Origin of the sequence: Actinomadura coerulea (genome assembly GCF_014208105.1) — a bacterium.
GTDB classification, from domain to species: Bacteria; Actinomycetota; Actinomycetes; order Streptosporangiales; family Streptosporangiaceae; genus Spirillospora; species Spirillospora coerulea.
In genome coordinates this window covers 3,441,677-3,465,987 of record NZ_JACHMQ010000001.1, presented here as the reverse complement: position 1 = coordinate 3,465,987, position 24,311 = coordinate 3,441,677, and the positions used below count along the sequence as shown (strand labels likewise).

Sequence of the window (24,311 nt, the reverse complement as noted above, 5' to 3'; positions counted from 1 at the left end):
ATATGTTCGATGGCCCGTCGGCGGCGATAGGCTTCAGGTGCAATTAGACGCTAGTGTCAGTTCTCGTGAAACTTGCTGTACCGCACTGACCAAAGACGGAGAGGCTCTTGTAATCGCGCGCGCCACTAGATGGTCTTTTCCATAGCGCGCCAGAATTTCAGTGATTCGCTGCTCGACGGAGAGAGGCTCACCGTGCGGACTTGTCGTCATGTCGCAGTAGATTAGGTGACCACTCAAGTGTGGGGCCTGGTTCCCGAACTCTCTGATCAAGGGAATTGCCAGACCCCGTTCTCGCGCTTCAACCAGGGCACAAGAGTGATGCGCGACCAAGCGGCACAGGTGGGCGTCGGTGTCGTGGGTCTCGTGGAGGTAGCGGGCGCCGTCCAAGGGATGGAAGCCGGTGCTGACGAGGTCGGGGGCGTAGCCGATGTCGTGGAGCCAAGCGGCGGCTTCGAGGAGGTCGGCTTGGTCGCCGAGGATAGGGGCGAGTGTTCTCGCCTGGCGGGCTACTCCCTGAGTGTGTGCCCAGCGGCGGGGGAGCGGGCCCTCCAGGTGCTTGCGTGCCAGGTCGCGGGCCCATGCTGCGGTGTTCTTCTTCATGGGCTCGACGTTACGGGGAGGCTGGCGGACGTCCACGGGCATGAAGGGCTCGTCCGGGGACGTCTTGGCTGACGTATCGTCCTTTGCCGTGGACGCAGGTGGCCAGGCCGGCGGTTTCGAGGGCGATGAGGGCTGCGCGGGCGGTGGAGCGGGATACGCCGTGGCGTTGGGCGAGTTGCTTCTCGCTGGGGAGCGCGTAGCCCGCTTGGAAGCGTCCGGTTTCGATCTGGTGGCGGAGGTTCGCGGCGATGTGCTCTGTGCGCGTGCGCGGTTGAGCGTCGGGGTCATGGGCGAATCGGCCGATGCCAGCGCGGACGGTGATGAGCCCTTCGGCTTGCAGGGCTGACAGAGCCCGCCGCACGGTGCTACGGACAACTTTGAACTCGGCACAGAGGGCGGCCTCGCTCGGTAGACGGGCGCCAGGGGCGTAGGTGCCGTCTGTGAGGCGGTGCCGGAGCACGCGGATGATGTACACGTAGGTGCCCCATGCCGTGCGGCGGGTCATGTCAGAGCTGCTCGTCTCTCAGGTGATCGAATGCCGCAGCGACCCAGGGCTGGAGCAGGATGCTCAGCTTGTCCGCGGCGAGGCAGAGGCGTTTGCACGGTGTGAGCCATAGGCCGGTGCTGGATAGGTACCACCAGGTGCCGTTGCCCCAGGCCACGGAGATGCTCTCGCCGATGGTGGGCGCGCCTTCGGAGTAGACGCGCAGGAGGGTGCGGGGAGTCTCGGTGCGGAGTTGGGTCGTCCAGCCGTCACAGCGCAGGACGAGGGCGAGGCGCGTGAGGTGCCATCGTGCGCGCCATGGACCGCTGTAGGTGGGCGGAGGGAGCGCGGTCGGTGCGTTCGGGGGAAGCGGCACCAACCGCGCCACCTCCTCCCCACCCCATGAGGCCGTGCTCCCCATCACGGCCTCCTCCGGTGACAGTTGCGGGGCTCGCTCCCGTGCCATCACCGGGTCCTTGGGCGCGCGTTCTTGGCGCGCTCGCCCTCGTGCACGAGGGCCTCACGCAACGCGGCGGGGTTCGATGCGATCACCGTGGGATCCACGCCGGCGCGCGGGTCGTGCAAGCTCGCCACCCAGTCTCCGAGACGTCCGTCCCACCGGGTGGCGCGCCATATGCGGTAACCGGTGAAGTCCCGGCGCAAGTCGGCGAGCGCCTTCTCTGCCGCCTCTCCTTCGGCTTTGAAGGGGTTGGGATTGGTCTGAGGGGGCTGTTCGGTGGCCATGGGGTGGGCTCCTCGTCTTGCGGGTTTCGTTGGTACGAGGTGGCGTGTTCGCCTGTGTCCTGAGCCTTCCGCCCGGTGCGGGACCTCTCTATCGGCATCTAGGGACGTCTAGGGACGTCTTCTGTTAGCGTCGTTCATGCGTCGTTCTCACTTGCATCGCGGGAGGCCCGGTGAACGACTTGTTGCGACGTGCCCTTGCCGACGCGCGTCTGACCGAAGCTGACGTTGCGGCGCGGTTGCGTGTGGACCCTAAGACCGTCCAGCGGTGGGTCGCGGGGCGCGTGCCCTACCCGCGCCATCGGGCGCGGGTCGCATCACTGGTCGGACGGGACGAGGCCGACCTGTGGCCGCACCTCGCGATGACGAACGTCCGGGTAGAGCCGCCGGCGATCGACGTCTTGGCGACCTACCCTCACCGATGGGCCGTTCCTCGTCCGGTGTGGCACCAGCTCTTCCGGGCCGCGCGCGACGAGATCGGCGTCCTGGCCTACGCGGGCCTCTTCCTCGCCGAGGACATGGGCATCATGCGCGTGCTTGCACAGAGGGCACGCGATGGCGTCGCCGTTCGAATCCTGCTCGGAGACCCGGACAGCGCGTGCGTGGCCGAGCGCGGGAGTGACGAAGGCGTAGGCGAGTCCATGGCTGCGAAGATCCGGAACGCCCTGGTCCACTACCGCGCCCTACGTGATGTGGCGGGAGTTGAGATCCGGCTTCATGACACCGTGCTCTATAACTCCGTCTACCGCGCCGATGACGACCTACTGATCAACCCGCACGCCTACGGCATCGCCGCAGCCCACGCTCCCGTCCTGCATGTGCGGCGGACAGAAGACGGTGACATGGCGAGCACGTACCTGGAGAGCTTCGAGCGGGTGTGGTCCGGAGCATCTCCGATGACCTAACGAACGGGCCGCACGTGCTGGCCCTGCCCCAACTTTCCCCGCGACGATCACATATTGGCCGGTCTGGCGGCCGGAAGCCGGGAGGGCTCCCCTCGGTGGGCCGTTGCTGGCCGGAGCTACAAGGCCCGACCCAACGCAAGTCCGGAACCGTGCTTCTTGGGCGGTTTCTCTACCGGTTTCGCCATTGCTTATTCTGCAGATTCCACAAGAAGTACATGTCTGAAAGTTCTATGTCTCTCCGTTCCTCCAGGAATTTGTGATAATGGAGGACGGGAGAGCAAAGACTTACAACGCCAAATGGCAGCAAAAGGGGTACGCCAGCTGTAAGGCCTATCGTCATTAGAGCTACGCCCAAGCCCCCACTTGAAGCCGATTTCTTGTTCAAGAGGCGATTGGCCTTCCTGAGGCGGTCGGCCAAATCACCGACCGCTGGCGTAATGATGTCGTCGAGGATATCCGCAGCTATGTCGGCGGAACTGGCTGATTCGGACTCATTTAGACGTTCACGCATTGCTGTTTTGAGGCTACGCCGAAAGCGCTCAAAGGAAGCATGTTCACTTTCTCGTAGCTTTATCAGGTCCTTAAGTGGAAGGCCCTGCAAAACAGGAATCTCCAACTCCAGGGCCACTTCATCCATGCTGGTAGCAGTAGGTGAATCACTCTTGAGGGAATGTGCGTGCAATCCTGAAGCGATTGCAAGTGGCGCGTGAAGTGCTTTAGATTCTTGAACGTCTGCCACGAGATGAGACGCAAAATCTGCAAGCACTTGCTGAGCTGCCATCCGACTTTCGCGCGGTCCCCCTTTTCCTGGCTGAATTCGGAAAGTTTCTGCAGGCACAATCCCCCAATGTGTGTGCTCCAACAAAGGGTGATCGAATGCATAATGCCAATGATCGCCGCAGACTTGTTGGATGGCAACCTGTGCTTCGGTGGCTAGATTGTTGGCGATGTCTGGCATCTCTGAAGCCAGATGTTCCAATCCGCACTCGTTCAGGTGATCCACATAGTGGACCCGACAAGCCGGAGGCTTCTGGCGAAAGATCAGGAGATCCTCCGCCCCGATGTGTCTGATATAAAGCAACAGGCGCAATTGAGATTGCAATACAAGCTTCGCGAATCTACGATCATTACTTTCCATCATCTGGGTGTACCGAAGTGGCGTAAGGCCTCTGACCACGATTTTGTCAAAATAATGCCAAGAGCGCGAGAAGACGTCATCAATCTGCCGCTTGATGCATTCCCAGGCATAGCAGCCAAGCTCGCCCGACAAATCAATGCCAGTGCCGGCTACTACATAATTGTCTTCGTCTTTTATGGGCTCAATAGCATAGCTCATTCCTGCAGCAATGCTTCCCAAATCTTCAAATGTTCTATCATCTGCAATGATCCGAGCGATGTCTCTTTCCTTCTTTACTCCCTGTTCGTCCATCCAGTGATATAGCCAAAAATCGTTACCCATGTCTCACCTCCAGGTCGTGTCAACGATAGCAAGATGGGTGCCAGTCTCTACTGCCACTGAACTCAGTGTTCTCTGGCCGCTTCAGGTCAGGCGGGCGCTCTGGCTAGCCCCTGACCACGGCACGAGCATCCACCAAGTGCCCAGTTTGGGGCCGACAGGCACACTCGTTGATGCTCTGAGATCAGAGAACGTTTTCTTTGCAGTCCTGGGGGCAAAGCGGGCATTCCTGGCCCATGGAAGAAGCCCCAGCCACAGTCCGAGATGTGATGCGGCTGGGGCTTCTGGCTCATGCTGGGGCGGGTTTCTCCAAGTTGGTGATGATCTGCTTCACCTTGCGGCGGTCGATGCCGTGCTTCTCGGCGAGGTAGCGCTGAGAGACCGGGCGGCCAGGGCCCTGCAAGCTCGCCCTGTACTCGTCCAACACTGCTTGCTCCGGTGTCTGCTCCACTTCGGTGCGAGGTTGTTCCGGTGTGGTGCGCGTTTCGTCCTGGACGAGGTCGCCGCGTGCGGCGCTGCGAGTGAGGGTCATGAGGAGTTCGAAGCTGCCCACGAGGGCGAGTGCCGGCCACGCGCTGACTACCGCGCCGATGGGGCCGTGGGACGCGCCGTGCGCCACGTTGGCGCCTACCGTCGCCACGATGCCCACGGCGAGGCTCCACTTGGCCAACTGTGGTGCCGATTGCCTTCGGCGGCTCGCGTCCAGGATCACCATGGACGCTGCCCAGATGAGGCCGTCCACCGTGAACGGGACGAGGCGTGCGGTTGGGCCGGTCTCGCCGTGGGAGTGGACGAGTTCGTAGGCGTGGCGGTACGAGATGACGGCTGCCACGGCGGCTACCGCCACCACGGCGAGCGCGGTGGTGCTGCGGATGAGGCGGTCAGGCACGGCCCAGCTCCCTCAGCCACTCCCGCGCGCACGGGTCGTCCTCGCCGTGGGTGATGAGGCGTTCGGCGAGCATCAGGGCCGTGATGGCTGCGTTGCGGTCGAGTGGGCGCGGCCACGTGGTGACGTGCCAGCCGCACTCTGAGCGGGTGCCGGTAACGATCGCTTCGCCGTTCACGACGGCGGCCATCGTGTCTTCGGTGATCCGTAGAGACATGTTCGCCTCCTCTCTGCCGGGGGAGCCACGGGAGCCAAAGTGGGGAGCCACCGAGGCTCGATCCACTTCGACTCGCCACGACTCCTCCGGACGTTTGTGCTGGTGAGAGGCTTCCTCGGCGACGTCTCCCGACTTGGTTCGATCTGCTGAGAGGCCGCGCGGCTAATGCGGGTTTAACCCTTTGGGGGCTCTGATGGGCGGGCCGGGGCAGGGTGCTTCGGGGAGAGGGGCGGCATGAGGGTCTTGGTTCTGGGTGTTGTCGCGGGGCTTGTGCTGGGGGGTGTCGCCGGCTGTGGGGACGACGGTGGGGGCGGGGTGGCCAGTGCTGGTGGGGTGGCCGCTTCGGCCTCTGCTTCTCCCAGCAGGTCGGTTTCTCCGGAGGACGCTCAGCTGAAGTTCGCGCAGTGCATGCGGGAGCACGGGGTGGACGTCCCCGATCCCGGGAGCGGGGACGGGCACGCGCTGCGGCTGGGGAAGGGCGGCGACCGCTCGAAGTCGGAGGGGGCGCTGAAGAAGTGCCAGTCGTGGCTTCAGGCGGGCGGGAAGATGCCCGATCTCAAGGATCCGAAGGTGCGCGACCAGTACGTCAAGTTCGCGCAGTGCATGCGCGAGCACGGGGTCGACATCCCGGACCCGGGGCCGGACGGGCAGATCAGGCTTCCGACCGGGCAGGTCGACCGGGGGCAGGTGGAGAAGGCGCGGGAGGCGTGCAAGGGCAGCCTGCCGGGGGTCGGGAAGTGAGGCGGGTGGTGGTCGCGGGCGGGGCCGCCGTCGCCGTGGTGGTGGTCGGCGGGGCCCTTGCCTTCACCGGGGGCGGGAGCCGGGCGCAGGAGACGCGGGTTCCGCTGGCGACGGCGGTCGTCAGCCGGGGTGATCTCGTGGACACCGAGAAGGTGGACGGGAAGCTCACCTACGGCGATGTCCGGGACGTGTGGACCGGGGCGTCGGGTGTCGTGACATGGGCGCCGGAGGCGGGTGCGGTCGTTCGGCGCGGGGAGTCGCTGCTGTCGGTGGCGGGCAAGCCCGTGACGTTGATGTACGGCGGCCGGCCCATGTACCGGACGCTGCGGGAGGGCGTCTCGGGGAAGGACGTCCGGCAGCTCGAAGGAAACCTGCGGGCTCTCGGGTACGGCGGCTTGACCGTGGACGGGGAGTTCACCGGGGCCACGCGGGCCGCTGTCCAGGAGTGGCAGGCCGACCGGGGGCTGGAGGAGACCGGGCAGGTCGACGCAGGTCAGGTCGTCTTCCTGGACGGCGCCGTGCGGGTGCGGGAGGTCACGGCGCCCGAGGGGAAGCGGATCGCTCAGGGGCAGCCCGTCCTGACGGTGGCCGGGACGAGGCGGGTCGTGCACGTCGATCTGGACGCAGACAAGCAGGGCCTCGCCGAGAAGGGCGCCCGGGTCTCGGTGGAGCTTCCCGGTGGGGCGTCCGTCAAGGGGACGATCAGCGAGGTCGGCGGCGTGGCCCGGACGACCGGGTCGGGGCAGGACCAGAAGACCACGGTCGGCGTCGACATCTCGATAGGGGACGCCAGGACGGGACGGCTGGACGAGGCGCCGGTCAGCGTCGAGTTGGAGAGCGAGCGGCGCGAGGGCGTCCTGTCGGTGCCGGTCGAGGCGCTGCTGGCGCTGCGGGAGGGCGGCTTCGGAGTGGAGGTCGTCGACGGCTCCAGGCGCCTGGTGCCCGTGCGGGCCGGGGCGTTCGGCGGCGGGCGGGTCGAGGTGGCCGGAAGCGGGCTCCGCGAGGGCATGAAGGTCGGGGTGCCCGCCGAATGAACGACAGGGGCGCGGACATCGTGGAGCTGGCCGGGGTGGTCAAGGAGTACGCGGGCGGCGTCACGGCTCTCCGGGGGGTCGATCTGGTGATCGCGCCGGGGGAGCTGGTGGCGATCGCGGGGCCGTCCGGGTCGGGCAAGTCGACGCTGCTGCACATGATCGGGACGCTGGACCGGCCGACCCGGGGGAGCGTGCGGGTCGCGGGGCACGAGGTCGCGGGGCTCGGGGACCGGGAGCTGTCGGCGCTGCGGGCGCGGCACATCGGGTTCGTGTTCCAGCAGTTCCACCTGGCCGCGGGGGTGAGCGCCCTCGACAACGTCGCCGACGGGCTCCTCTACGGCGGGGTCGGGCTGCGGGAGCGGCGGGAGCGGGCGCGGGCGGCGCTCGAAAGGGTCGGGCTGGCGGAGCGGACGGCGCACCGGCCGCACCAGCTGTCGGGCGGCGAGCGGCAGCGGGTCGCGGTCGCGCGGGCGGTGGTGGGCGAGCCCGACCTGCTGCTCGCCGACGAGCCGACCGGCAACCTCGACTCGGCCGCGGGCGCCGGCGTGCTCGCCCTGCTGGACGAGCTGAACCGCGCCGGCACCACCGTCGCGGTCATCACCCATGACGCGGAGGTGGCGGCCCGGGCGCCGCGGCGGGTGCGGGTCCGGGACGGTCTGATCGTCGCGGACGAGCGGGCGGGGGTGGGGAGCCGATGAGGCCCGCGCGGCTCGGTGCGGGCGACGTGCTGCGCGTCGGGCTCGGCGGGCTCAGGGCCCGTCCGGCGCGGGTGGTGCTCTCGGCCCTCGGGATCGCGATCGGGATCGCGACCGTGGTGGCCGTCATCGGGATCTCCTCCTCCGGCAGGGAGGATCTGCTCCGGCGGCTCGACCGGCTGGGCACGAACCTGCTGACGGCCGAGCCGGGCGACACGCTGTTCGGCGACAGGGCGGAGCTGCCCGAGACGGCGCCGGAGATGGTGCGGCGGATCGGGACGGTCACGGCGGTCGGCGCGACCGGGTCGGTGGAGGCCACCGTCCGCCGGACCGACAGGATCCCGGAGGAGGTCACGCAGGGGATCGCGGTGCAGGCCGCCACGGCGGGGCTGCTCGGCACCCTCGACGTGGCGCCGGCGAGCGGGCGGTGGCTGGACGCCGCCACCGAGGGCCGTCCGGCCGCCGTGCTGGGGTCGGAGGCGGCGCGGCGGCTCGGCCTGGACCGGGCGGGCGGCCAGGTCTGGATCGGCGGCCGGTGGTTCGTCGTCCTCGGCGTGCTGCGGCCGGCGGAGCTGGCCCCGGAGGTCGACCGCTCCGCCCTCGTCGGCTGGGACGCCGCGCGCCGGTACCTCGGTTTCGACGGCCATCCCACGAGGATCTACGAGCGCTCCGCGGACGCCTCGGTCGGCGACGTCCGGGACGTCCTCGCCCGGACGGTCGACCCCGAGCACCCCGAGGAGGTGCGGGTCAGCCGGCCCTCGGACGCACTGGAGGCGCGGGCCGCGGCGTCCGGGGCGTTCACCGGCCTGCTGCTCGGGCTCGGCGCCGTCGCGCTGCTGGTCGGCGGGGTCGGGGTCGCCAACACGATGGTGATCTCGGTGCTGGAGCGGCGCCGCGAGATCGGGCTGCGCCGGTCGCTCGGCGCCACCCGCGGGCAGGTGCGGGTCCAGTTCCTCACCGAGTCGCTGCTGCTGTCGGCGTTCGGCGGCGCGGCCGGGGTCGTGCTCGGCGCGGCGGTGACGGCCGGGTTCGCGCTGTGGAAGGGGTGGCCGCCGGTCGTGCCGGCGTGGGCGCTCGGGGGCGCGCTCGCCGCGACCCTGGCGATCGGGACGGTCGCGGGCCTGTACCCGGCGGCGCGGGCCGCGCGGCTGCCGCCGACCGCGGCGCTGGCGACCGCGTGAGACTGGTCACGATCTGTCCGATCGGTGCATGATTGGGGCGACGTCGACCCGCCCTGGGGGAGGTGCCTCAACCGCCATGCCGGTGCCACGCCCGCTCCGCGAGCGCTGCAGGGAGTTCCTCGGCATCGACGGGGAGATCCGCTACATCTTCCCCGCGATGACCTGCGGCGGCGGTGCGGGCTTCGTCTTCGTCGTCACCGGCGACCAGGTCTCGGTGATCTCCACCGGTTCGCTGAGCCGCAGCACCCCGAAGAGCATCTGGGGCAGCTACCCGCGCGGCACCCGGATCGGGCCGGTGGAGACCGGCGTCGGCGCGTCGTTCGAGTTCGCGGGCGCGGTGTTCGAGGTCGACGACGAGTACGTGCCGGTCGTCAACGCGGCCGACGCCGAGGTGTTCGCCCGCGACAGCCTTCCCCGCGACCCGCTGCCCGACCTCTGACGCGGCGTCAGGACGTGGGCGCCGGCTCGGCGGCCTTGGCGGGGGCGGGCTTGGACGGCGACGGGTTGCGCAGGAACAGCACCATCACCGGCACCAGGTAGGCCGCCCACATGACCAGCTGCAGCCAGGTGATCTGCGGGGTGACGTTCAGGACGCCCTGGAAGACGGTCTGCATCCAGTCGCCGGCGCCGCCGAACTCGGCGAAGAAGGCGTGCGGCTCCAGCGCGACCGAGTGCAGGCCGGGGAAGACCTCCGCCTCCTGGAGGTCGTGGAAGCCGTAGCCGAACACGCCGGCGGCGACGACGATGAGCGCGGCGCCCGTCCAGGTGAAGAACCGCTTGAGGTTGATCTTGAGGCCGCCGCGGTAGAGCAGGTAGCCGAGGGCGACGGCGACGGCGAGGCCGAGGAACGCTCCGGCGATCGGCTGGGTGGACCCGCCGGAGGAGTTGGAGATGTTCGTCCACAGGAACAGCGCCGTCTCCAGGCCCTCGCGCCCGACCGCCAGGAACGCGACGGCGGCGAGGGCGAGCGGGCCGACGTCGAGCGCGCCCTCCAGCCTGCCCTCCAGCTCGGCCTTCATGAACCGGGCGGTCTTGCGCATCCAGAAGACCATCCAGGTGACGAGCCCCACCGCGACGATCGACAGGACGCCGCCGAACAGCTCCTGCGTCTTGAACTGCATCTCCGACGACGCGGCGCTCAGCGCGATCCCGAACACGCACGCCAGGACGACGGCGGCGCCGATGCCCGTCCAGACGGGGAGCAGGGCCCGGCGGTTGCCGGTCTTCACCAGGTACGCGATCAGGATGCTCACGACCAGGGCGGCCTCGAGCCCCTCCCGCAGGCCGATGAGGAAGTTGCCCAGCAGCATCGACGTACTCCTCGGGGGATCACACGGACGTTTTAGGCAAAGCTAACCTAAGCCAGTGTGTGCCTCGCGGCCGCCCCGTGCAAGTCCGGTCTACAGCACACCTTTGCTTTCGAGGCGGAGGAACGCCTTGGCGATCGGCTGGGCGGTGAGCTCGACCTGCCAGGCGCGGGCGCCGAGCTCGCGCAGCGCGGCGCCGATCGCGGACGCCGACGACTCCGCGGGCGGCGTCCACGCCAGCCGGCGGACGTAGTCGGGCTGCACGAGGTTCTCCGACGGCATGGAGTGCTCGTCGGCGAGCGCGGCGACGACGGCGCGGGCGGCGGTGAGCCGCTTGGCGGCCTCCGGGTCGCGGTCGGCCCAGCGGTGCGCGGGCGGCGGCCCGTCGCCGGGCAGGTTCGACTCGGGCAGCCCGCGCTCGCCGAGCTCGCGGGCGCGGGCGACGGCGCGCAGCCACGCCGACTGGTGCCGGCGGGCGCCGCGGCCCCGCATCGTCGGCAGCGCCTGCAGCTCGGCCGGGGTCTTCGGGGACTTCTGCGCCAGCTCGATGATCGCCGCGTCCTGCAGCACCCGGCCGGGGGACAGGTCCCGCTCCTGGGCGATCTTGTCGCGCGCCTCCCAGACCTCGCGGACGGCGGCGAGCGCCCGCCGGTTGCGCACCCGGTGGATGCCGGACGTGCGGCGCCACGGGTCGGCGCGCGGCGGCTTCGGCGGCGTGGTCAGGATCGCGGCGAACTCCTCGCGCGCCCACTCCAGCTTGCCCGCCGCCTCCAGCTCGTCCCGGAGCGCGTCGCGCAGCTCGACCAGCAGCTCGACGTCCAGCGCGGCGTAGCGCAGCCAGTCCTCGGGGAGGGGGCGGGTCGACCAGTCGGCCGCCGAGTAGCCCTTCTCCAGCACGAAGCCGAGCACGTTCTCGACCATGGAGCCGAGCCCGACGCGGGGGTAGCCGAGCAGCCGCCCGGCCAGCTCGGTGTCGAACAGGCGGCGCGGGACGAGGCCGACCTCGGCCAGGCACGGCAGGTCCTGGTTGGCGGCGTGCAGCACCATCTCGGCGTCGGCGAGCGCGGCGTCCAGCCCGGACAGGTCGGGCAGCGCGACCGGATCGATCAGCGCGGTGCCGGCGCCCGCCCGGCGCAGCTGGATCAGATAGGCGCGCTGGCCGTACCGGTAGCCGGAGGCCCGCTCGGCGTCGACCGCGACGGGACCGGTGCCCGCGGCGAACGCCGCGATGACGCGTTCCAGGTCGGCGGGAGCGGTGAGCACCGGCGGGACGCCCTCACGCGGCTCCAGCAGCGGGACGGCCGGGGGACCGGTGTCGGCCTCCGTGCCCGCCGGCCCGGGGTCCGGCCCGGCCGGCCCGGGAACGCTCCCGGGAGGGGTCACCGCCGTCTTCTCCGCACCGGCGCCCCATTCGGGGCCGGTGGCGCGCGTTTCGGACACTCCCACTTCTTCCGTGTTCTCCCCCGCCGCCTCGGTTTCGGACGCTGTGCTCACGCCCCCTACCGTACGTCGCTCAGCCGCCCCCGCCGCCCGGCCGGTCCGGCAGGGCGGTCACACCGGCCGGCGGAAGCCCCGCCGTGGTGCACATCACCTCGCACCAGGCCAGCACGTGACCGGCGAGATCGTCGCCCGTCGGGGACCACGAGGCGCGCAGCTCAAGCTCCGTGGTGGACGGCTCTCCGCGCTTGTCGCCGAAGCTCTCCGACACCGCGCGGGTGATCGTCCCCGACACCCCCGCGTAGCCCGCGGGCTCCAGGGCCTCCAGCAGCCAGTCCCACGCGACGGAGCCGATCAGCTCGTCGGCGGCGATGTCGGGCTCCAGGTCGGCGCGGATGTAGGCGACGACGCGGAAGCCGTTCGTCCATCCGGAGCGGCCCTCGGGGTCGTACAGCACGATGAGGCGGCCCATGGCGACCTCGGTGTCGTCGTCGCGGTAGACGCTGCCGGACATGGCCGCCGCGTAGGGCGCCAGGCTCTGCGGGGCGGGCATGTCCTCCAGGTCGAGCTCCGGCCGGAGGGCGGGCCCGTCGAGGATCTCGCGCAGCGTGTCGACGGCCCGCTGGAAGGCAGGTGGGTTCATGGGCGGACCGGCCTGGTCGCGGGGGAGTGACGGATCGCCGGGCACCGGTTCGGGCCGGTGGCGATGGGTCGGGGCGGCGCCGCGGGGGGCGGCGGGAGGGCGTGGAGGGGAGGCAGGCACGGCACGGGTTTCGTCTCGGGGGCCGGGCCGGTCAGGCCACGGCCCGAGTGGTGGCGGCGCCGCCGCGCGCCCGAGCGGGCTCGCAGGCCCGGCGGCGGACCGGGGCGGTCACGGCGGGCGGCAGGCCGACCAGGACGGCCGAACCGCAGTCGACGCAGGCCCGCTCGGGGCACTCCTCGCCGTGCCCGTCCTCGCACGGCGGCTGCTCGAACACCCGTTCATCACCGCAGGTGAAGCAGTACAAGGGGGAACCTCCCTCGGCTATGACACGCATCACGTTCGCACGCGCCGGTGACAGAATGCGGGACTTCGCTCGGCGTGTCCGGAAGTTCGTTGCGCCTCACGCGCCACTCCGGTGCTCCCGCGCCGGCATTTCGTGGGACGATCGCAACGTGACCGCTGACGCAGCCCGTTCGAACGACCACCCTGCGCGCACGCCCGACGACGGCGGCCTCGCCGAGAGCCCGTTCCTGCTGGCGTGCCGGCGCCGGCCGGTGCCGCACACGCCGGTGTGGTTCATGCGCCAGGCGGGGCGCTCCCTGCCGGAGTACCTGCGGGTCCGCGAGGGCGTCCCGATGCTGGAGTCGTGCACCCGCCCGGACATGATCGTGGAGATCACGATGCAGCCGGTGCGCCGGTACGCGGTCGACGCGGCGATCTTCTACAGCGACATCATGGTGCCGCTCCGGGCGGTCGGCGTCGACCTCGACATCAAGCCCGGCGTCGGGCCGGTCATCGCCGACCCCGTCCGCGACGCCGCGGGCCTGGACGTCCTGCGCCCCCTCTCGCCCGACGACGTCCCGTACGTGACCGAGGCCGTCGGGGGCCTGGTCGGCGAGCTCGGCGCGACGCCGCTGATCGGGTTCGCGGGGGGCCCGTTCACGCTCGCCTCGTACCTGATCGAGGGCGGCCCGTCCAAGAACCAAGAGCGCACCAAGGCCATGATGTACGGCGAGCCGCGGCTGTGGGACCGGCTCATGGAGCGGCTGACCGACCTCACGATCGCGTTCCTGAAGGTGCAGATCGCGGCCGGCGCGAGCGCCGTGCAGGTCTTCGACTCGTGGGTGGGCGCGGTCGCCGCGCAGGACTACCGCGAGTCCGTCCTGCCGCACGCCCGCCGCATCTTCGCCGAGATCGAGCCGCTCGGCGTCCCGCGCATCCACTTCGGCGTCGGGACGGGCGAGCTGCTCGGCCTGATGGGCGAGGCCGGGGCCGACGTCGTCGGCGTCGACTGGCGGGTGCCGCTCGACGAGGCCGTCAGCCGCGTCGAGCCGGGCAAGGCCCTGCAGGGCAACCTCGACCCGGCGGTCCTCTTCGCGCCGTGGGAGATCGTCGAGCGGCGCGCCCGCGACGTGCTGGCCCGCGGCCGCACCGCCGAGGGGCACATCTTCAACCTCGGCCACGGCGTCCTGCCGTCCATGGACCCGGACGTGCTGGCCCGCCTCGCCGACCTCGTCCACGAGGCGAGCTCCGAGGACCCGCGCTAGGCGGTCGGCGGCGGCCCCTGCCGCGGCGCCCGCGAGGCCTCCTCGCCCGCGCCGGCGGCGACCTTCGCGTTCTCCGGCTCCGACCCGGGCTCCACCTCCGGGTCCGGGGCCGTCGCGGGGTCGGCCGAGCCCTCGGACCGGGCGCGCAGCCGGCGGCGCAGGGCCAGCGCCGGCAGCCCGATCACGGCGGCGGCGACGAGGAACGGCAGCAGCCAGCCCAGCACGGCGGCGACGCCGCCGACGAACGCGGTGAACGCGTGCCAGCCGTTCTCCAGCCCGCCGACGAAACCACCGCGGGGCTCGTCCCTCTCGGGCGGCGCCGTCCTGCTCACCAGGATCACGGTCACGGTCGCGAACCGCGTGCGGTGGGCGAGCGACTTCTGGCGCGCCTGGAGCGCCTCCAGGTCGGCCTCCCGCTGGGAGATCTCCCGCTCGATGCTCATGATCTCGCCGACGGATCCCGCCCGGTCGAGCAGCTTGCGGAACGACTCCAGCGAGGCCTTCGCGGACCGCACCCGCGCGTCGACGTCGGCCACCTCGCCCGAGACGTCCTCGGCCCGCTGGCTGAGCGACAGCTTGGTGCCGAGCTCGGCGCCGAGCCGGCCCAGGATCTCGGCGTACCGGTCGCCGGGGATCTTGAGCGCGATCTCCGAGCGGGCGGGGTCGCTCGACGTCGACTCCCGCTCGACGTAGCCGCCCGCCGCGGCGGCCAGCTGCTTGGCCTTGGCGGCGGCGGCATCCACGTCCCCGGCCCGCACCCGCAGGTCGGCCGTTTGGACGACCTGGCGCCCGGTGGGCAGGGGCGCGGCCGCGGAAGCGGTCTTCCCGCCCTGCGGGACGCCCTCGGCGCGCCGGGCGCCGCCCGGGAGGGCCGGGGCCGTGGCCATGCCCCGGGGGGCGGAGTCCGACGCCCCGGAGGAGTGGTCGCCGCCGCCCCCGCACGCGGCCATGCCCGCCGCCAGCGGCAGGACGACCAGTGCGCAGGTGATGCTCCTGACGATCCGCATGGGGCTTGGACGGGACGCGGCGGATCACCGTTCCCCGGGGACCGGTCGCGATCCGGGCACGAAGCGGGCACGCGGTGGTCACGGGCCGCCGGTGGTCAGGGAGTGCCGGTGGTCACGGGCCGTCGGTGAGGACGACGGGCCCGCCGACGTTCACCGACCCGAGCGTCCACAGGGCGCCGGTGCCGGGGACGACGGCGAGCGCGGTCGCGTAGATGTTGCTCCTGTTCGGCACGGCCGTGGTCGGAACGCGCTCCCAGGCCCCGCCGGCATAGTGGAGCAGGCCGGGCTTGGCGGGCTCGTCGAGCGAGTGGCCGACCGCCCACAGCGTCCCGCCCCCGCCCGCGACGATCCTGGTGAGCGCGTTGAGGCCGGGCGGCGGCGTGACGCCCGTCCAGGCCGTGCCGTCCCAGTGCATCAGGACCGGTGAGGCCGGGGACGTGCGGTAGCTGATGCCGGTGGCCCAGGCGTCGGTGGGGGAGAGGGCGACCATGTCGGTGAAGCCCGTCCCGGGTACCGGCTCGTGCACGGGGACGCTCTGCCAGGAGTTCCCGTCCCAGTGGTGCGCGGCGAGCGTCTGGTCGGTGCGGGAGACGGTGCCGAGGAACCAGATGTCGTCGTCCGCCCGGATGTAGGACGCGTACTGCTGCATGTCCGGAACCGTGGTGATCTGCGTCCAGGTGTCGCCCGTCCGCCGGTAGACGGCGCCGTCGGTGGCGACCCACACGCCGCCGGCCCTCGCCTGGAGGTTCGCGGCGCGGGCGCCGGAGGGCAGCGCCACCTGCTCGAACCGCGCGCCGGTGAAACGCGCCACGTAGGGGACGGGCGCCGTGTCGCCGGAGCCGTACTTCGGGCCGGTGATCCACACGTCCTCGGGACCGGCGGCGTCGACGTCGGTGATGGTGGCGCGGCTGGTCAGGTTCTGGAGGTCGTACTCGACCCAGCGGGCGTCCTTCCAGCGCCGGACGACGGGGTTTCCGGGGATGCTCTGCCCGGTCCCCGGGATCGGTCCGGGGATCACCAGTTCGCCCTGGTCGCCGGCGATCCAGACGCTGTCGGCCGAGGCGGCGTCGACGTCGTGGAGGCTGTTGTTCGGCCAGAAGAACGGCAGCGGGACCGGCGTGAACCCGCCGCGGGCCGCGGCCGACGCGGGGGCCGCGAGCCCGCCGGCCGCGAGCGCGCCGGCGGTGAGGGCCGCCGCGAGGCGGGCGGAGGTCTTCCGAGGAATCATGTCTGCCAGTATTCACTGGCGTTGTTTTGGGATCTTGTCATCCGCGTGACAAGAACCCGGCGCCCGGGCGCGTCGCCGGGGCCGCCCCGGTGCGCGATCCGGCGAGGCGTCTGGAAGGCTGGAGGCATGACCACGTCCCATGCCGTTGTCGTCGGTGGCGGCATCGCGGGCCTCGCGGCCGCGCGCATGCTCGCCCGGGAGGGCGTCCGGGTGACGGTCCTGGAGGGCTCCCCCCGGATCGGCGGGAAGCTGCGGGTCAGCGAGATCGCCGGGATTCCGGTGGACGAGGGCGCCGAGTCGATGCTCGCCCGCCGCCCCGAGGGCCTGGACCTGGTGCGCGACCTCGGCCGCTCCGGCGACCTGGTGAACCCCGGCACCACGTCCTCGGCGATCCTCAGCCGCGGCGAGCTGCGGCCCATCCCCTCCGGCCAGGTCATGGGCGTCCCGTCCGACCTCAAGGCGCTGGCCGCCGCGCACGTGCTGTCGCCGGCCGGGCTCGCGCGCGTCCCGCTGGACCTCGTGCTTCCGGAGACGCCGCGCGGCGGGGACGTGTCCGTCGCCGACTACGTCGGCGCCCGGCTCGGCGGCGAGGTCGTCGACCGGCTCGTGGAGCCGCTGCTCGGCGGCGTGTACGCGGGCCGGGCCGAGCGGCTGTCCTTCGAGTCCACGCTGCCCGCCGTCGCCGCCGCCGCGCGGTCCCACCGGTCGCTGATCCAGGCCGTGCAGGGCATCAGGGACGCCGCGCCGAAGAACCCGGGCCCGGTGTTCGCCACGCTGCCGGACGGGCTCGGCACGCTCCCGCACCTGGTCGCCGCCGACATCGCCGAGGCCGGCGGGACGGTCAGGACCGGAGCCACGGTCCGCGAGCTGCGCCGCCGCGAGAACGGCTGGCGGCTCACCGTCGGCTCGGCCCGCGACCCCGAGCGCCTCGACGCCGACGCGGTGGTGGTCGCGGTCCCCGCGGCCCCGGCGTCCCGCCTGCTGGAGCCGGACGTGCCGGCCGCCGCGCGGGAGCTGGCCGGCATCGAGTACGCCAGCATGGCGATCATCACGCTCGCCTACCGGGCCACCGCGTTCCCGGGGCTCCCGGAGGGCAGCGGCTACCTCGCCCCGAACGTGGAGAGCGACACCGCCCGCGGCGGCCGGGGGGTCAAGGCCGTCACGTTCAGCTCGCTGAAGTGGCCGCACCTGCGCGACCGCGACCCCGGCGTCATCGCGGTGCGCTGCTCCATCGGCCGGTACGGGGAGGAGCACCTGCTCCAGCGGACCGACGAGGAGCTCACCGCGACCGCCATGGCCGAGCTCGCCGCGACGTGCGGCGTCACCGAGCTGCCCGCCGAGAGCCGGGTGACCCGGTGGGGCGGCGGCCTCCCGCAGTACAACGTGGGCCACGCCGACCGCGTGGCCAAGGTCCGGGCCGCGGTCGCCGGAACGCCGGGGCTGGCCGTCGCGGGCGCCGCCTACGACGGCCTCGGCATCCCCGCGTGCATCGCCTCCGCGCGCGCGGCGGCGCTGCGCGTACTGGACCATTTGCGCAGTCGAGAAGGAGTTGGACCATGACGGAGCAGCCGGGCAAGCCCAAGGCGCGCGAACTCAACAACGTCATCCGCTACACGATGTGGTCGGTGTTCCGGGTCGCGAACCCGGGAACCGTGGGCGAGCAGGAGGCGGCGGAGGTGCAGGACCTCCTCGACCAGGCCGCCCAGAAGGACGTCACCACGCGCGGCGCCTACGACGTCGCGGGGCTGCGGGCGGACGCCGACTACATGTTCTGGTGGCACGCCCCCACGTCCGACGACCTGCAGGAGGTCTACACCCGGTTCCGGCGGACGGCGCTGGGCCGCGCGAGCGAGCCGGTGTGGTCGCAGATGGCGCTGCACCGCCCGGCGGAGTTCAACAAGAGCCACATCCCCGCGTTCCTCGCCGACGAGGAGCCCCGCGCCTACGTGTGCGTGTACCCGTTCGTCCGCTCCTACGAGTGGTACCTGCTGCCGGACGAGGAGCGCCGCGCGATGCTCTCCGAGCACGGCATGATGGCGCGCGACTACCCCGACGTCCGGGCCAACACGGTGTCGGCGTTCGCGCTCGGCGACTACGAGTGGATGCTGGCGTTCGAGGCCGACGAGCTGCACCGCATCGTCGACCTGATGCGGCACCTGCGGGGAGCGAAGGCCCGGCTGCACACCCGCGAGGAGGTGCCTTTCTACACAGGTCGCCGCAAGCCGGTCGCCGAACTGGTCGCCGGCCTGGCCTAGCCCGCGCATCACTCCGAATCACGCGTGGGGCGGGGGTGCCCGGCAGTAAAGTGCCGTCCGTGACCAAGTCTCCCGCCCGGCACGCCCGCGGACGGCACGCCCGGCCGCCGTCCGACTTCTCGGCCCGCCTGCACCGCCTGCTCGCGTCCCTCCGGCGCTCCCGGCGGCGCCGGCTGGGCGTCGCGGGGGCGGTGACCGCGGCGGCCGCGGTGCTCGCGTCCGTCGCCGTCCTGGCGCTGCCCGGCGGCTCGGGGCCCGCGCCCCGCGCCGCCGTCGCCGCCCGCACGGCCACCGTCCCGTCCCCGAACGAGCGCGTCGGGGCCGTCGGCGACCCCGACGAGATCACCGACGCGGTGCCGTACTTCGAGACGAAGGACCCCGGCAAGAAGGTCGTCAAGCACGTCACCGACGTCCGCCGCAGCGGCAGCTTCGTGCGCGTCTACACCGACCTCGGGGAGGCCGACGAGAACTCCGAGCCGGCCATCGACCTGTGCAAGTGGACGACCCAGTTCCTCAAGGACGGCGGCGACGACGAGCCCCGCGTCTTCGTCCACGGCAAGAGCGACGACAACGGCAGCGTCGTCCTGGCCAACAAGCAGAGCGACAAGGACGACTGCGAGGTCCCCGAGACCCCCTAGCAGTTGCCGGATCCCCCGGAGTTCGAGTCGTAGTAGTAGCCCGAGTACTGCGTGTCGGACAGGCGACTCTGCTCGGTGTTCCGGTTGACCCCGTTCAGAGCCCAGGCGTAGGGCAGGTCGAGCGGCTTGGGGTTGTCCATCTCCATGACATGGCGGAGCTTGGCGTCCTCGACGGCGGCCGTGCCCAGCGCGGCGAGCCTGGCGACCGGGTCCGGCGCGGCGCCCTCCAGCGCCCCGAGCCCGGACGGGGTACCGGATCCGGCGTCCGCACGGAGCCTGCGCCGGACCGCCCTGCCCTTGCGCGTCGGCCGGAGCCGGCCGCGGAACCCCCGGCGCAGGACGCCCCTCTCGACCAGCCCGCCCGCGATGGCGGCCACCTCGTCGGACCCGGCGACCGCGTCGAGGACGTAGCCGAGCTGGAAGCCGGTGTCGGGGACCTCGTCGAGAAGCGCGAGCTGGACCTTGTCGCCGGCCTCACGCTCGACGACGGTGACGCGGCGCGTGCCCCGCGAGACGCGGACGCGGCGCTGCCCGTAGAGGGCGAGCAGGGCGCACTGCGCGGCGCGCGTGGGTCCGCCGCAGAGCAGTGCGATCTCGTAGGTGGTGAACTCGTCCACGGCGACTCCCCGGGGGCTGACCGTCAGTTCCGCGACCGTCAATGTGACGCGTCAGGGCCCGGGGAGGTTGCGTCATTCGGCCGGTTCGAGGGTGAGGGAGATCGAGTTGATGCAGTAGCGGTCGTCGGTGGGGGTGTCGTAGCCCTCGCCGTGGAAGACGTGCCCCAGGTGCGAGTCGCACACCGCGCAGCGGACCTCGGTGCGGACCATGCCGAGGGAGCGGTCCTCGATCAGCGTGACCGCGTCGGACTCGGACGGCGCGAAGAACGACGGCCAGCCGCAGTGGCTCTCGAACTTGGTCTCCGACCGGAACAGCTCGGTCCCGCACGCGCGGCACCGGTAGACCCCGACGGTCTTGGTGTCGGTGTACTCGCCGGTGAAGGGCTTCTCGGTGCCCGCCTCCCGCAGCACGTGGTACTCCTCCGGGCTGAGCCGGGCCCGCCACTCGTCCTCGCTTTTGCGGATCTTCTCCATGGTTCGACCGTACCCGGCGGCGGAGCCGGGGAAGACTGTCGTCCCCGTGGGTTAACGTGCGCCTATGGCCTCGCCCTTCATCGAGATCCCGGTCGGGGATCGGCTCGTCAAGGTGACCAATCCCGACAAGGTCTACTTCCCCGAGCACGGCTACACCAAGCGGCAGCTCGTGGAGTACTACCTGGCGGTGGGGGAGGGGATCCTGCGCGCCACCCGCGACCGCCCGACGACGCTGGAACGCTGGCCCGCCGGGGTCTTCGAGGGCGCCCGGATGGCCACCCGCGAGGACTACGCGCGCGGCCAGGCGGGCATGGGCGCCGGCAAGTCCGACGCGTTCTACCAGAAGCGCATCCCGAAGGGCGCGCCCGACTGGGTGCGGACCGCCCGGATCGCCTTCCCCAGCGGGCGTTCGGCCGACGAGGTCTGCCCGACCGAGGTCGCCGTGATCGCCTGGGCGGCCAACCTCGGGACGCTGACCTTCCACCCGTGGCCCGTCCGCAAGGGCGACGTCGACCATCCGGACGAGCTGCGCATCGACCTCGACCCGCAGCCCGGCACCGATTTCTCCGACGCCGTCCGGGTGGCGCTCGGCCCGGCCCGCGACCTGCTGTCGGAGCTGGGCTACACCGGCTACGTCAAGACGTCCGGCAAGGGCGGTGTGCACATCTACGTCCGCATCGAGCCGCGCTGGACGTTCACCGAGGTCCGCCGGGCCGCCCTCGCCTTCGGCCGCGAGGTGGAGCGCCGCGCCCCCGCCGAGGTCACCACGCGGTGGTGGAAGGAGGAGCGGGGCGAGCAGGTCTTCATCGACTTCAACCAGAACGCCCGCGACCGCACGATCGCCTCGGCCTACAGCGTCCGGCCGGCGCCGCACGCCCCGGTGTCGGCGCCCGTGACCTGGGAGGAGCTGGCCGACGTCGACCCCCACGACTTCACGATCGCCACGATGCCGGCCCGCTTCGCCGAGGTCGGCGACCTGCACGCCCCGATCGACGACGCGTCCTTCTCCCTCGAAGCGCTGCTCGACATGGCCGACCGCGACGAGAAGGACCACGGCCTCGGCGACATGCCGTACCCGCCGAACTACCCGAAGATGCCGGGCGAGCCCAAGCGCGTCCAGCCCAGCAAGGACACCGGCAACCACTAGGCAGTGTTTCCACGTCCCGGCCCACTTCGCTCGACCTGGCGGCTCGCTACGTGACCGGGCCTGGGCGAACGCGGCACCGGCCAGGTCACGCGTTCGCGCGCGTGGCCGGGGCCACTTCGAGACAGGGTCCTGCGGAATTTCCGCCGCACGGCCTGTCTTGCAACCGGTGGCATGAGGTCGAGACGAAGAGGCGGAGCGATGTCCACATTGACCATCCGGTATCTCGGAGGGCCGAGCGCGATCCTGGAGATGGGAGGCGTGCGGCTCGTCGTCGACCCGACGTTCGACCCGCCCGGCGACTACCCGGTCGGGTCGCGGAAACTGACCAAGACGGCCGAGCCGGTGCTCGGCCCGGACGACGTCGGCCCGGTCGACGCGGTGCTGCTGTCCCACGACCAGCACCCGGACAACCTGGACGCGGGCGGCCGCGCCTACCTGGCCGGGGTCCCGCTGACCCTGACGACGGAGGCGGCCGCCGGACGCCTCGGCGGCACCGCACGCGCCCTGCCGACCTGGGAGCACGCCGAGCTTCCCCGCCCGGACGGCGGGACGCTCCGCGTCACTGGCGTCCCGGCCCAGCACGGCCCTGACGGCACCGAGCACCTGACGGGCCCGGTCACCGGCTTCGTCCTTTCCGGCGACGGCCTTCCCACGACCTATGTGAGCGGCGACAACGCGTCCCTCGACGTGGTCCGGGCCATCGCCGGGCGGTCCGGCCCGTTCGACGTCGCCGTGCTCTTCGCCGGGGGCGCCCAGACCCCGCTGCTCGGCGACGCCCACCTCACCCTGACCAGCGAGGGGGCGGCCGAGGCCGCCGGCATCCTGGGCGCCGCCCACGTCGTCCCGCTGCACTTCGAGGGCTGGGCGCATTTCTCCGAGGGCCGCGACACCGTGGCGCCGGCCTTCGAGAAGGCCGGGCTCGGTGATCGCCTCCATCTGCTCGGAGTGGGCGAGAGCGTCGCGTTGTGACACGGGTGAGGCCCGCCGTCTCCGGGACGGCGGGCCTCACGGCCGGATCGACGTGTCAGGGGATCAGTAGAGCTCGCGCTCCTGGACGGGGAGGTCCACCTTGGCCGGCCCGCGCCAGTTCTCGGCGGGGCGCGGCGGGGCGAGCAGGGTGGTCGCGTCGTCCTGGGACGCGACGACCGGGACGGTGACGGAGCTGCCGGGCAGGTCGACCGTCACCTGGGCGCCGGTGGGCCTGTCGAAGTTGTAGTCCGCGTCCGTCCCGGCGAGGACGAGCGCCAGCCGGTGCCCCTTCTTCAGCAGGTACTCCTGGCTGAGCGTCTGCCAGCGGACGCCGTAGTAGCGGCCGGGCTCCAGCGGTGCCGGGCGGCTCAGCGACCGGTGGTTCTGGGCGTCGAGCCAGCCGCGGGCGACGACGTTCACCGGCGAGGCCACGGTCCTGACCTCCGTCTGCTTGTAGCAGGCGTCGTCGGCGGGCGTGCTCTCGCCGTGGCAGTCCTCGGTGGCCAGCGTGCGGATGCCGGAGCCGGCGCCGAGGTAGTCCACGCGGGTGTCGTCGCCGTAGTCGACCAGCAGCGCCGTCAGGTTCGCCGTCGGCCCGTCCAGCTTGATCTTCAGGCGGGCGTCGGGGGTGCCGGACAGGCGCCCCGTCGCCGGAAGCGGCGCCGACACGAACGCCGTCCGGTAGGGCCGCACCGCCGTCGGGTCGGCGACCATGGCGTCCTCGGGGTAGCCCGCGCCCTGGGGCCCGGTGGCGTCGGTGAACGTGGCGGTGGTGCCGGCGGCGGCCGGCTCCGGGCCGAGGGAGCCGTCCGCGCCGGGACGCAGGACGACGCCGCGCGCGTCCCGGGACGGCCAGTCCCGCTGGGTGATCCACTGGTCCGGGCCGACCTCGATGTCGGCGCGCGGCTGCCGCATGATGTCGTTGGGGATCCGCTGGAGCTCGTGGTCGAACCACTTGTGCAGGGTCGCCACCCACGCGTCGCGCCGGGTGTCGAACGGGTCGACGTGGCCGCGCTGCGTCAGCCAGACCTTGCGCTGGACGCCGCGCCGCGCGAGGGCGCTCCACCACTTGGCGAAGTTGTCGTCCTTCACGTTCAGGTCGTTGACGCCGTGTGCGGCGAAGATGCTCGCGTGGACGCGGGAGGCCCGAGCGATCGTCCCGTCCCGGTAGTCGGCGGTCTTCCAGTAGGCGTTGTAGTTGCCGGTCGCGTCGTCCTCGCCCTGGTCCAGCTCCGCGTTGACGGCCGCGCACTTGGCGGGCGGATCGGTGTCGACGTAGTCGGCGAGCCACGGCTGCTCGTCGTCGGTGTACTTCACGCCGTTCATCCGGCTGTAGTCGTACCAGCTGCTGATCGCCGAGATGGGGACGATCGTCTCCAGCCCCTCGACGCCGGTGGCCGCCACGCCGTTGGCGAGCGTCCCGTCGTAGGACTTGCCGATCATGCCGGTGCGGCCGGTCGTCCAGGTCGCCTTCACCGGGCTGCCGTCCGGCCGGTAGGCCCGGGCGCGCCCGTTGAGCCAGTCGACCACGGCCTTGCCGCCGAGGACGTCGGTCGGGCCGCCGCTGACCGGGCAGCCGTCGGAGCGGGTCGTGCCGACCATGTCGACGGCGAGGAACGCGTACCCGCGCGGCACGAAGTAGTTGTCGTAGTAGAGCGGGAACTTCACCGGGTTCCCGTTCGCGTCGTAGGTCTTGCGCTCGCTCTCGTTGCCGCGCCCCGCGTTGTCGTAGTAGGGGCTCTCATCCATGATCACCGGCACCCGCAGACCCTGCTCGGTCTCCTTCGGCCGGATGATGTCCACGTTGACGCGGTCCTTCTTGCCGTCCCGGTCGCTGTCCACGCCCGACTCGACGTAGACGTGCTCGCGGATCGCGTCCTTGTAGGAGAAGACGGGCTGGGTGACCCCGCCCCTCACCACGATCTTGGGGGACGTCCCGGCCAGTGCCGTCGCGCCGCCGCCCGCCGCGGCGAGCGCCGCGCCGGTCAGCACGGCCGCCGTCATGGTCCGCCGGGTTCGTCTCAGGGATCGCCTGGCCAACC

General features: G+C 71.6%; 28 protein-coding genes. 12 read left to right on the top strand and 16 right to left on the bottom strand.

Going from position 1 to position 24,311, the window contains the following annotated elements:
- Positions 1-33 precede the first annotated feature (33 nt).
- Genes BKA00_RS15895 through BKA00_RS15880 form a run of 4 tightly spaced genes read right to left on the bottom strand, consistent with a single transcriptional unit; the run spans position 34 to position 1,828 of the window.
- On the bottom strand, positions 34-600 hold the full coding sequence (locus tag BKA00_RS15895; RefSeq protein ID WP_185025826.1) for an HD domain-containing protein: 567 nt from the start codon (positions 598-600) through the stop codon (positions 34-36).
- 10 nt (positions 601-610) lie between these two features.
- Entirely contained in the window at positions 611-1,105 is a 495-nt protein-coding gene (locus tag BKA00_RS15890) for a GntR family transcriptional regulator (protein WP_185025823.1), read from the bottom strand.
- 1 nt (position 1,106) lies between these two features.
- Positions 1,107-1,550 (bottom strand): hypothetical protein, encoded by a 444-nt coding sequence (locus BKA00_RS15885; protein WP_185025821.1) that lies wholly within the window; start codon positions 1,548-1,550, stop codon positions 1,107-1,109.
- Positions 1,550-1,828, bottom strand: a complete 279-nt coding sequence (locus BKA00_RS15880) for a hypothetical protein (protein ID WP_185025819.1) — start codon at positions 1,826-1,828, stop codon at positions 1,550-1,552. Before BKA00_RS15880 ends, BKA00_RS15885 begins: the two co-directional genes overlap by 1 nt.
- A gap of 170 nt (positions 1,829-1,998) precedes the next feature.
- Here BKA00_RS15880 and BKA00_RS15875 point away from each other — a divergent pair, with 170 nt between their 5' ends.
- Positions 1,999-2,730 carry a DUF5919 domain-containing protein gene (locus BKA00_RS15875; protein ID WP_185025817.1) on the top strand — a complete coding sequence of 244 codons (732 nt, stop codon included), beginning with the start codon at positions 1,999-2,001 and terminating at the stop codon, positions 2,728-2,730.
- Between the two features lie 169 nt (positions 2,731-2,899).
- On the opposite strand, the gene BKA00_RS15870 is transcribed toward BKA00_RS15875, so the two are convergent.
- The 3 genes from BKA00_RS15870 to BKA00_RS15860 form a co-directional block, all read right to left on the bottom strand.
- Positions 2,900-4,189: a hypothetical protein gene (locus BKA00_RS15870; protein ID WP_185025816.1), complete on the bottom strand. Its 1,290-nt coding sequence runs from the start codon at positions 4,187-4,189 to the stop codon at positions 2,900-2,902.
- A 286-nt stretch (positions 4,190-4,475) separates the two neighbouring features.
- Entirely contained in the window at positions 4,476-5,075 is a 600-nt protein-coding gene (locus BKA00_RS15865) for a DUF2637 domain-containing protein (protein WP_185025814.1), read from the bottom strand.
- Positions 5,068-5,289 (bottom strand): hypothetical protein, encoded by a 222-nt coding sequence (locus tag BKA00_RS15860; RefSeq protein ID WP_185025812.1) that lies wholly within the window; start codon positions 5,287-5,289, stop codon positions 5,068-5,070. The genes BKA00_RS15865 and BKA00_RS15860 overlap by 8 nt, the downstream gene beginning before the upstream one ends.
- Before the next feature lie 408 nt (positions 5,290-5,697).
- On the opposite strand from BKA00_RS15860, the gene BKA00_RS38980 reads away from it, so the two are divergent.
- The 5 genes from BKA00_RS38980 to BKA00_RS15835 all read left to right on the top strand — a co-directional run bounded on the left by BKA00_RS38980 (position 5,698) and on the right by BKA00_RS15835 (position 9,379).
- Positions 5,698-6,030 carry a hypothetical protein gene (locus BKA00_RS38980; protein WP_185025811.1) on the top strand — a complete coding sequence of 111 codons (333 nt, stop codon included), beginning with the start codon at positions 5,698-5,700 and terminating at the stop codon, positions 6,028-6,030.
- On the top strand, positions 6,027-7,064 hold the full coding sequence (locus BKA00_RS38975) for a peptidoglycan-binding protein (RefSeq protein ID WP_230299226.1): 1,038 nt from the start codon (positions 6,027-6,029) through the stop codon (positions 7,062-7,064). The genes BKA00_RS38980 and BKA00_RS38975 overlap by 4 nt, the downstream gene beginning before the upstream one ends.
- Entirely contained in the window at positions 7,061-7,762 is a 702-nt protein-coding gene (locus BKA00_RS15845) for an ABC transporter ATP-binding protein (protein ID WP_185025809.1), read from the top strand. The genes BKA00_RS38975 and BKA00_RS15845 overlap by 4 nt, the downstream gene beginning before the upstream one ends.
- On the top strand, positions 7,759-8,940 hold the full coding sequence (locus BKA00_RS15840) for an ABC transporter permease (protein WP_185025807.1): 1,182 nt from the start codon (positions 7,759-7,761) through the stop codon (positions 8,938-8,940). The genes BKA00_RS15845 and BKA00_RS15840 overlap by 4 nt, the downstream gene beginning before the upstream one ends.
- A gap of 76 nt (positions 8,941-9,016) precedes the next feature.
- Complete coding sequence (locus BKA00_RS15835) at positions 9,017-9,379, top strand: hypothetical protein (RefSeq protein ID WP_185025804.1); 363 nt, start codon at positions 9,017-9,019, stop codon at positions 9,377-9,379.
- A 7-nt stretch (positions 9,380-9,386) separates the two neighbouring features.
- Here BKA00_RS15835 and efeU read toward each other — a convergent pair whose 3' ends face one another.
- The 4 genes from efeU to BKA00_RS15815 all read right to left on the bottom strand — a co-directional run bounded on the left by efeU (position 9,387) and on the right by BKA00_RS15815 (position 12,691).
- On the bottom strand, positions 9,387-10,250 hold the full coding sequence (gene efeU, locus BKA00_RS15830; RefSeq protein WP_230299225.1) for an iron uptake transporter permease EfeU: 864 nt from the start codon (positions 10,248-10,250) through the stop codon (positions 9,387-9,389).
- Between the two features lie 90 nt (positions 10,251-10,340).
- A complete protein-coding gene (locus BKA00_RS15825) occupies positions 10,341-11,540 on the bottom strand; it encodes a ribonuclease D (RefSeq protein ID WP_221493915.1) in 1,200 nt (399 codons plus the stop codon).
- Between the two features lie 220 nt (positions 11,541-11,760).
- Positions 11,761-12,327 carry a DUF3000 domain-containing protein gene (locus tag BKA00_RS15820; protein ID WP_185025802.1) on the bottom strand — a complete coding sequence of 189 codons (567 nt, stop codon included), beginning with the start codon at positions 12,325-12,327 and terminating at the stop codon, positions 11,761-11,763.
- Positions 12,328-12,478: 151 nt separating this feature from the next.
- A complete protein-coding gene (locus BKA00_RS15815; protein ID WP_221493172.1) occupies positions 12,479-12,691 on the bottom strand; it encodes a hypothetical protein in 213 nt (70 codons plus the stop codon).
- A gap of 229 nt (positions 12,692-12,920) precedes the next feature.
- On the opposite strand from BKA00_RS15815, the gene hemE reads away from it, so the two are divergent.
- Complete coding sequence (gene hemE, locus BKA00_RS15810; protein WP_268248250.1) at positions 12,921-13,934, top strand: uroporphyrinogen decarboxylase; 1,014 nt, start codon at positions 12,921-12,923, stop codon at positions 13,932-13,934.
- On the opposite strand, the gene BKA00_RS15805 is transcribed toward hemE, so the two are convergent.
- Positions 13,931-14,941 (bottom strand): DUF4349 domain-containing protein, encoded by a 1,011-nt coding sequence (locus BKA00_RS15805; RefSeq protein WP_185025798.1) that lies wholly within the window; start codon positions 14,939-14,941, stop codon positions 13,931-13,933. The genes hemE and BKA00_RS15805 overlap by 4 nt on opposite strands.
- Positions 14,942-15,053: 112 nt before the next feature.
- On the bottom strand, positions 15,054-16,169 hold the full coding sequence (locus BKA00_RS15800) for a beta propeller repeat protein (RefSeq protein ID WP_185025796.1): 1,116 nt from the start codon (positions 16,167-16,169) through the stop codon (positions 15,054-15,056).
- A gap of 126 nt (positions 16,170-16,295) precedes the next feature.
- Here BKA00_RS15800 and hemG point away from each other — a divergent pair, with 126 nt between their 5' ends.
- From hemG to BKA00_RS15785, 3 genes are read left to right on the top strand one after another with little or no spacing between them, the layout of a single operon-like run.
- Complete coding sequence (gene hemG / locus BKA00_RS15795) at positions 16,296-17,729, top strand: protoporphyrinogen oxidase (RefSeq protein ID WP_185025794.1); 1,434 nt, start codon at positions 16,296-16,298, stop codon at positions 17,727-17,729.
- On the top strand, positions 17,726-18,424 hold the full coding sequence (hemQ, locus tag BKA00_RS15790; protein ID WP_185025791.1) for a hydrogen peroxide-dependent heme synthase: 699 nt from the start codon (positions 17,726-17,728) through the stop codon (positions 18,422-18,424). Before hemG ends, hemQ begins: the two co-directional genes overlap by 4 nt.
- Positions 18,425-18,483: 59 nt before the next feature.
- Positions 18,484-19,062 carry a hypothetical protein gene (locus BKA00_RS15785; protein ID WP_185025789.1) on the top strand — a complete coding sequence of 193 codons (579 nt, stop codon included), beginning with the start codon at positions 18,484-18,486 and terminating at the stop codon, positions 19,060-19,062.
- On the opposite strand, the gene BKA00_RS15780 is transcribed toward BKA00_RS15785, so the two are convergent.
- Positions 19,059-19,721: a TIGR04222 domain-containing membrane protein gene (locus BKA00_RS15780; protein ID WP_244993795.1), complete on the bottom strand. Its 663-nt coding sequence runs from the start codon at positions 19,719-19,721 to the stop codon at positions 19,059-19,061. The genes BKA00_RS15785 and BKA00_RS15780 overlap by 4 nt on opposite strands.
- 30 nt (positions 19,722-19,751) lie before the next feature.
- Positions 19,752-20,153, bottom strand: coding sequence for a peptide-methionine (R)-S-oxide reductase MsrB (msrB, locus tag BKA00_RS15775; RefSeq protein WP_185025785.1), 402 nt, complete (start codon positions 20,151-20,153; stop codon positions 19,752-19,754).
- A 64-nt stretch (positions 20,154-20,217) separates the two neighbouring features.
- Between msrB and BKA00_RS15770 the strand changes: the two genes are divergently transcribed.
- Both BKA00_RS15770 and BKA00_RS15765 read left to right on the top strand, forming a co-directional pair.
- Complete coding sequence (locus BKA00_RS15770) at positions 20,218-21,300, top strand: DNA polymerase domain-containing protein (RefSeq protein WP_185025783.1); 1,083 nt, start codon at positions 20,218-20,220, stop codon at positions 21,298-21,300.
- A 198-nt stretch (positions 21,301-21,498) separates the two neighbouring features.
- Entirely contained in the window at positions 21,499-22,269 is a 771-nt protein-coding gene (locus BKA00_RS15765; RefSeq protein WP_185025781.1) for an MBL fold metallo-hydrolase, read from the top strand.
- A 63-nt stretch (positions 22,270-22,332) separates the two neighbouring features.
- On the opposite strand, the gene BKA00_RS15760 is transcribed toward BKA00_RS15765, so the two are convergent.
- Positions 22,333-24,273, bottom strand: a complete 1,941-nt coding sequence (locus BKA00_RS15760) for a Xaa-Pro dipeptidyl-peptidase (protein WP_185025779.1) — start codon at positions 24,271-24,273, stop codon at positions 22,333-22,335.
- Positions 24,274-24,311 lie beyond the last annotated feature (38 nt).

Coding starts and splice junctions, on each gene's coding strand:
- BKA00_RS15765 (WP_185025781.1), top strand. CDS start 21,499: ATGTCCACATTGACCATCCGGTATCTCGGAGGGCCGAGCGCGATCCTG.
- BKA00_RS15885 (WP_185025821.1), bottom strand. CDS start 1,550: ATGGCACGGGAGCGAGCCCCGCAACTGTCACCGGAGGAGGCCGTGATG.
- BKA00_RS15800 (WP_185025796.1), bottom strand. CDS start 16,169: ATGATTCCTCGGAAGACCTCCGCCCGCCTCGCGGCGGCCCTCACCGCC.
- BKA00_RS15805 (WP_185025798.1), bottom strand. CDS start 14,941: ATGCGGATCGTCAGGAGCATCACCTGCGCACTGGTCGTCCTGCCGCTG.
- BKA00_RS15895 (WP_185025826.1), bottom strand. CDS start 600: ATGAAGAAGAACACCGCAGCATGGGCCCGCGACCTGGCACGCAAGCAC.
- BKA00_RS38980 (WP_185025811.1), top strand. CDS start 5,698: ATGCGGGAGCACGGGGTGGACGTCCCCGATCCCGGGAGCGGGGACGGG.
- hemQ (WP_185025791.1), top strand. CDS start 17,726: ATGACGGAGCAGCCGGGCAAGCCCAAGGCGCGCGAACTCAACAACGTC.
- BKA00_RS15880 (WP_185025819.1), bottom strand. CDS start 1,828: ATGGCCACCGAACAGCCCCCTCAGACCAATCCCAACCCCTTCAAAGCC.
- BKA00_RS15845 (WP_185025809.1), top strand. CDS start 7,061: ATGAACGACAGGGGCGCGGACATCGTGGAGCTGGCCGGGGTGGTCAAG.
- BKA00_RS15770 (WP_185025783.1), top strand. CDS start 20,218: ATGGCCTCGCCCTTCATCGAGATCCCGGTCGGGGATCGGCTCGTCAAG.
- BKA00_RS15820 (WP_185025802.1), bottom strand. CDS start 12,327: ATGAACCCACCTGCCTTCCAGCGGGCCGTCGACACGCTGCGCGAGATC.
- BKA00_RS15890 (WP_185025823.1), bottom strand. CDS start 1,105: ATGACCCGCCGCACGGCATGGGGCACCTACGTGTACATCATCCGCGTG.
- BKA00_RS15840 (WP_185025807.1), top strand. CDS start 7,759: ATGAGGCCCGCGCGGCTCGGTGCGGGCGACGTGCTGCGCGTCGGGCTC.
- BKA00_RS15870 (WP_185025816.1), bottom strand. CDS start 4,189: ATGGGTAACGATTTTTGGCTATATCACTGGATGGACGAACAGGGAGTA.
- msrB (WP_185025785.1), bottom strand. CDS start 20,153: ATGGAGAAGATCCGCAAAAGCGAGGACGAGTGGCGGGCCCGGCTCAGC.
- BKA00_RS15860 (WP_185025812.1), bottom strand. CDS start 5,289: ATGTCTCTACGGATCACCGAAGACACGATGGCCGCCGTCGTGAACGGC.
- BKA00_RS15760 (WP_185025779.1), bottom strand. CDS start 24,273: ATGACGGCGGCCGTGCTGACCGGCGCGGCGCTCGCCGCGGCGGGCGGC.
- BKA00_RS15835 (WP_185025804.1), top strand. CDS start 9,017: ATGCCGGTGCCACGCCCGCTCCGCGAGCGCTGCAGGGAGTTCCTCGGC.
- hemG (WP_185025794.1), top strand. CDS start 16,296: ATGACCACGTCCCATGCCGTTGTCGTCGGTGGCGGCATCGCGGGCCTC.
- efeU (WP_230299225.1), bottom strand. CDS start 10,250: ATGCTGCTGGGCAACTTCCTCATCGGCCTGCGGGAGGGGCTCGAGGCC.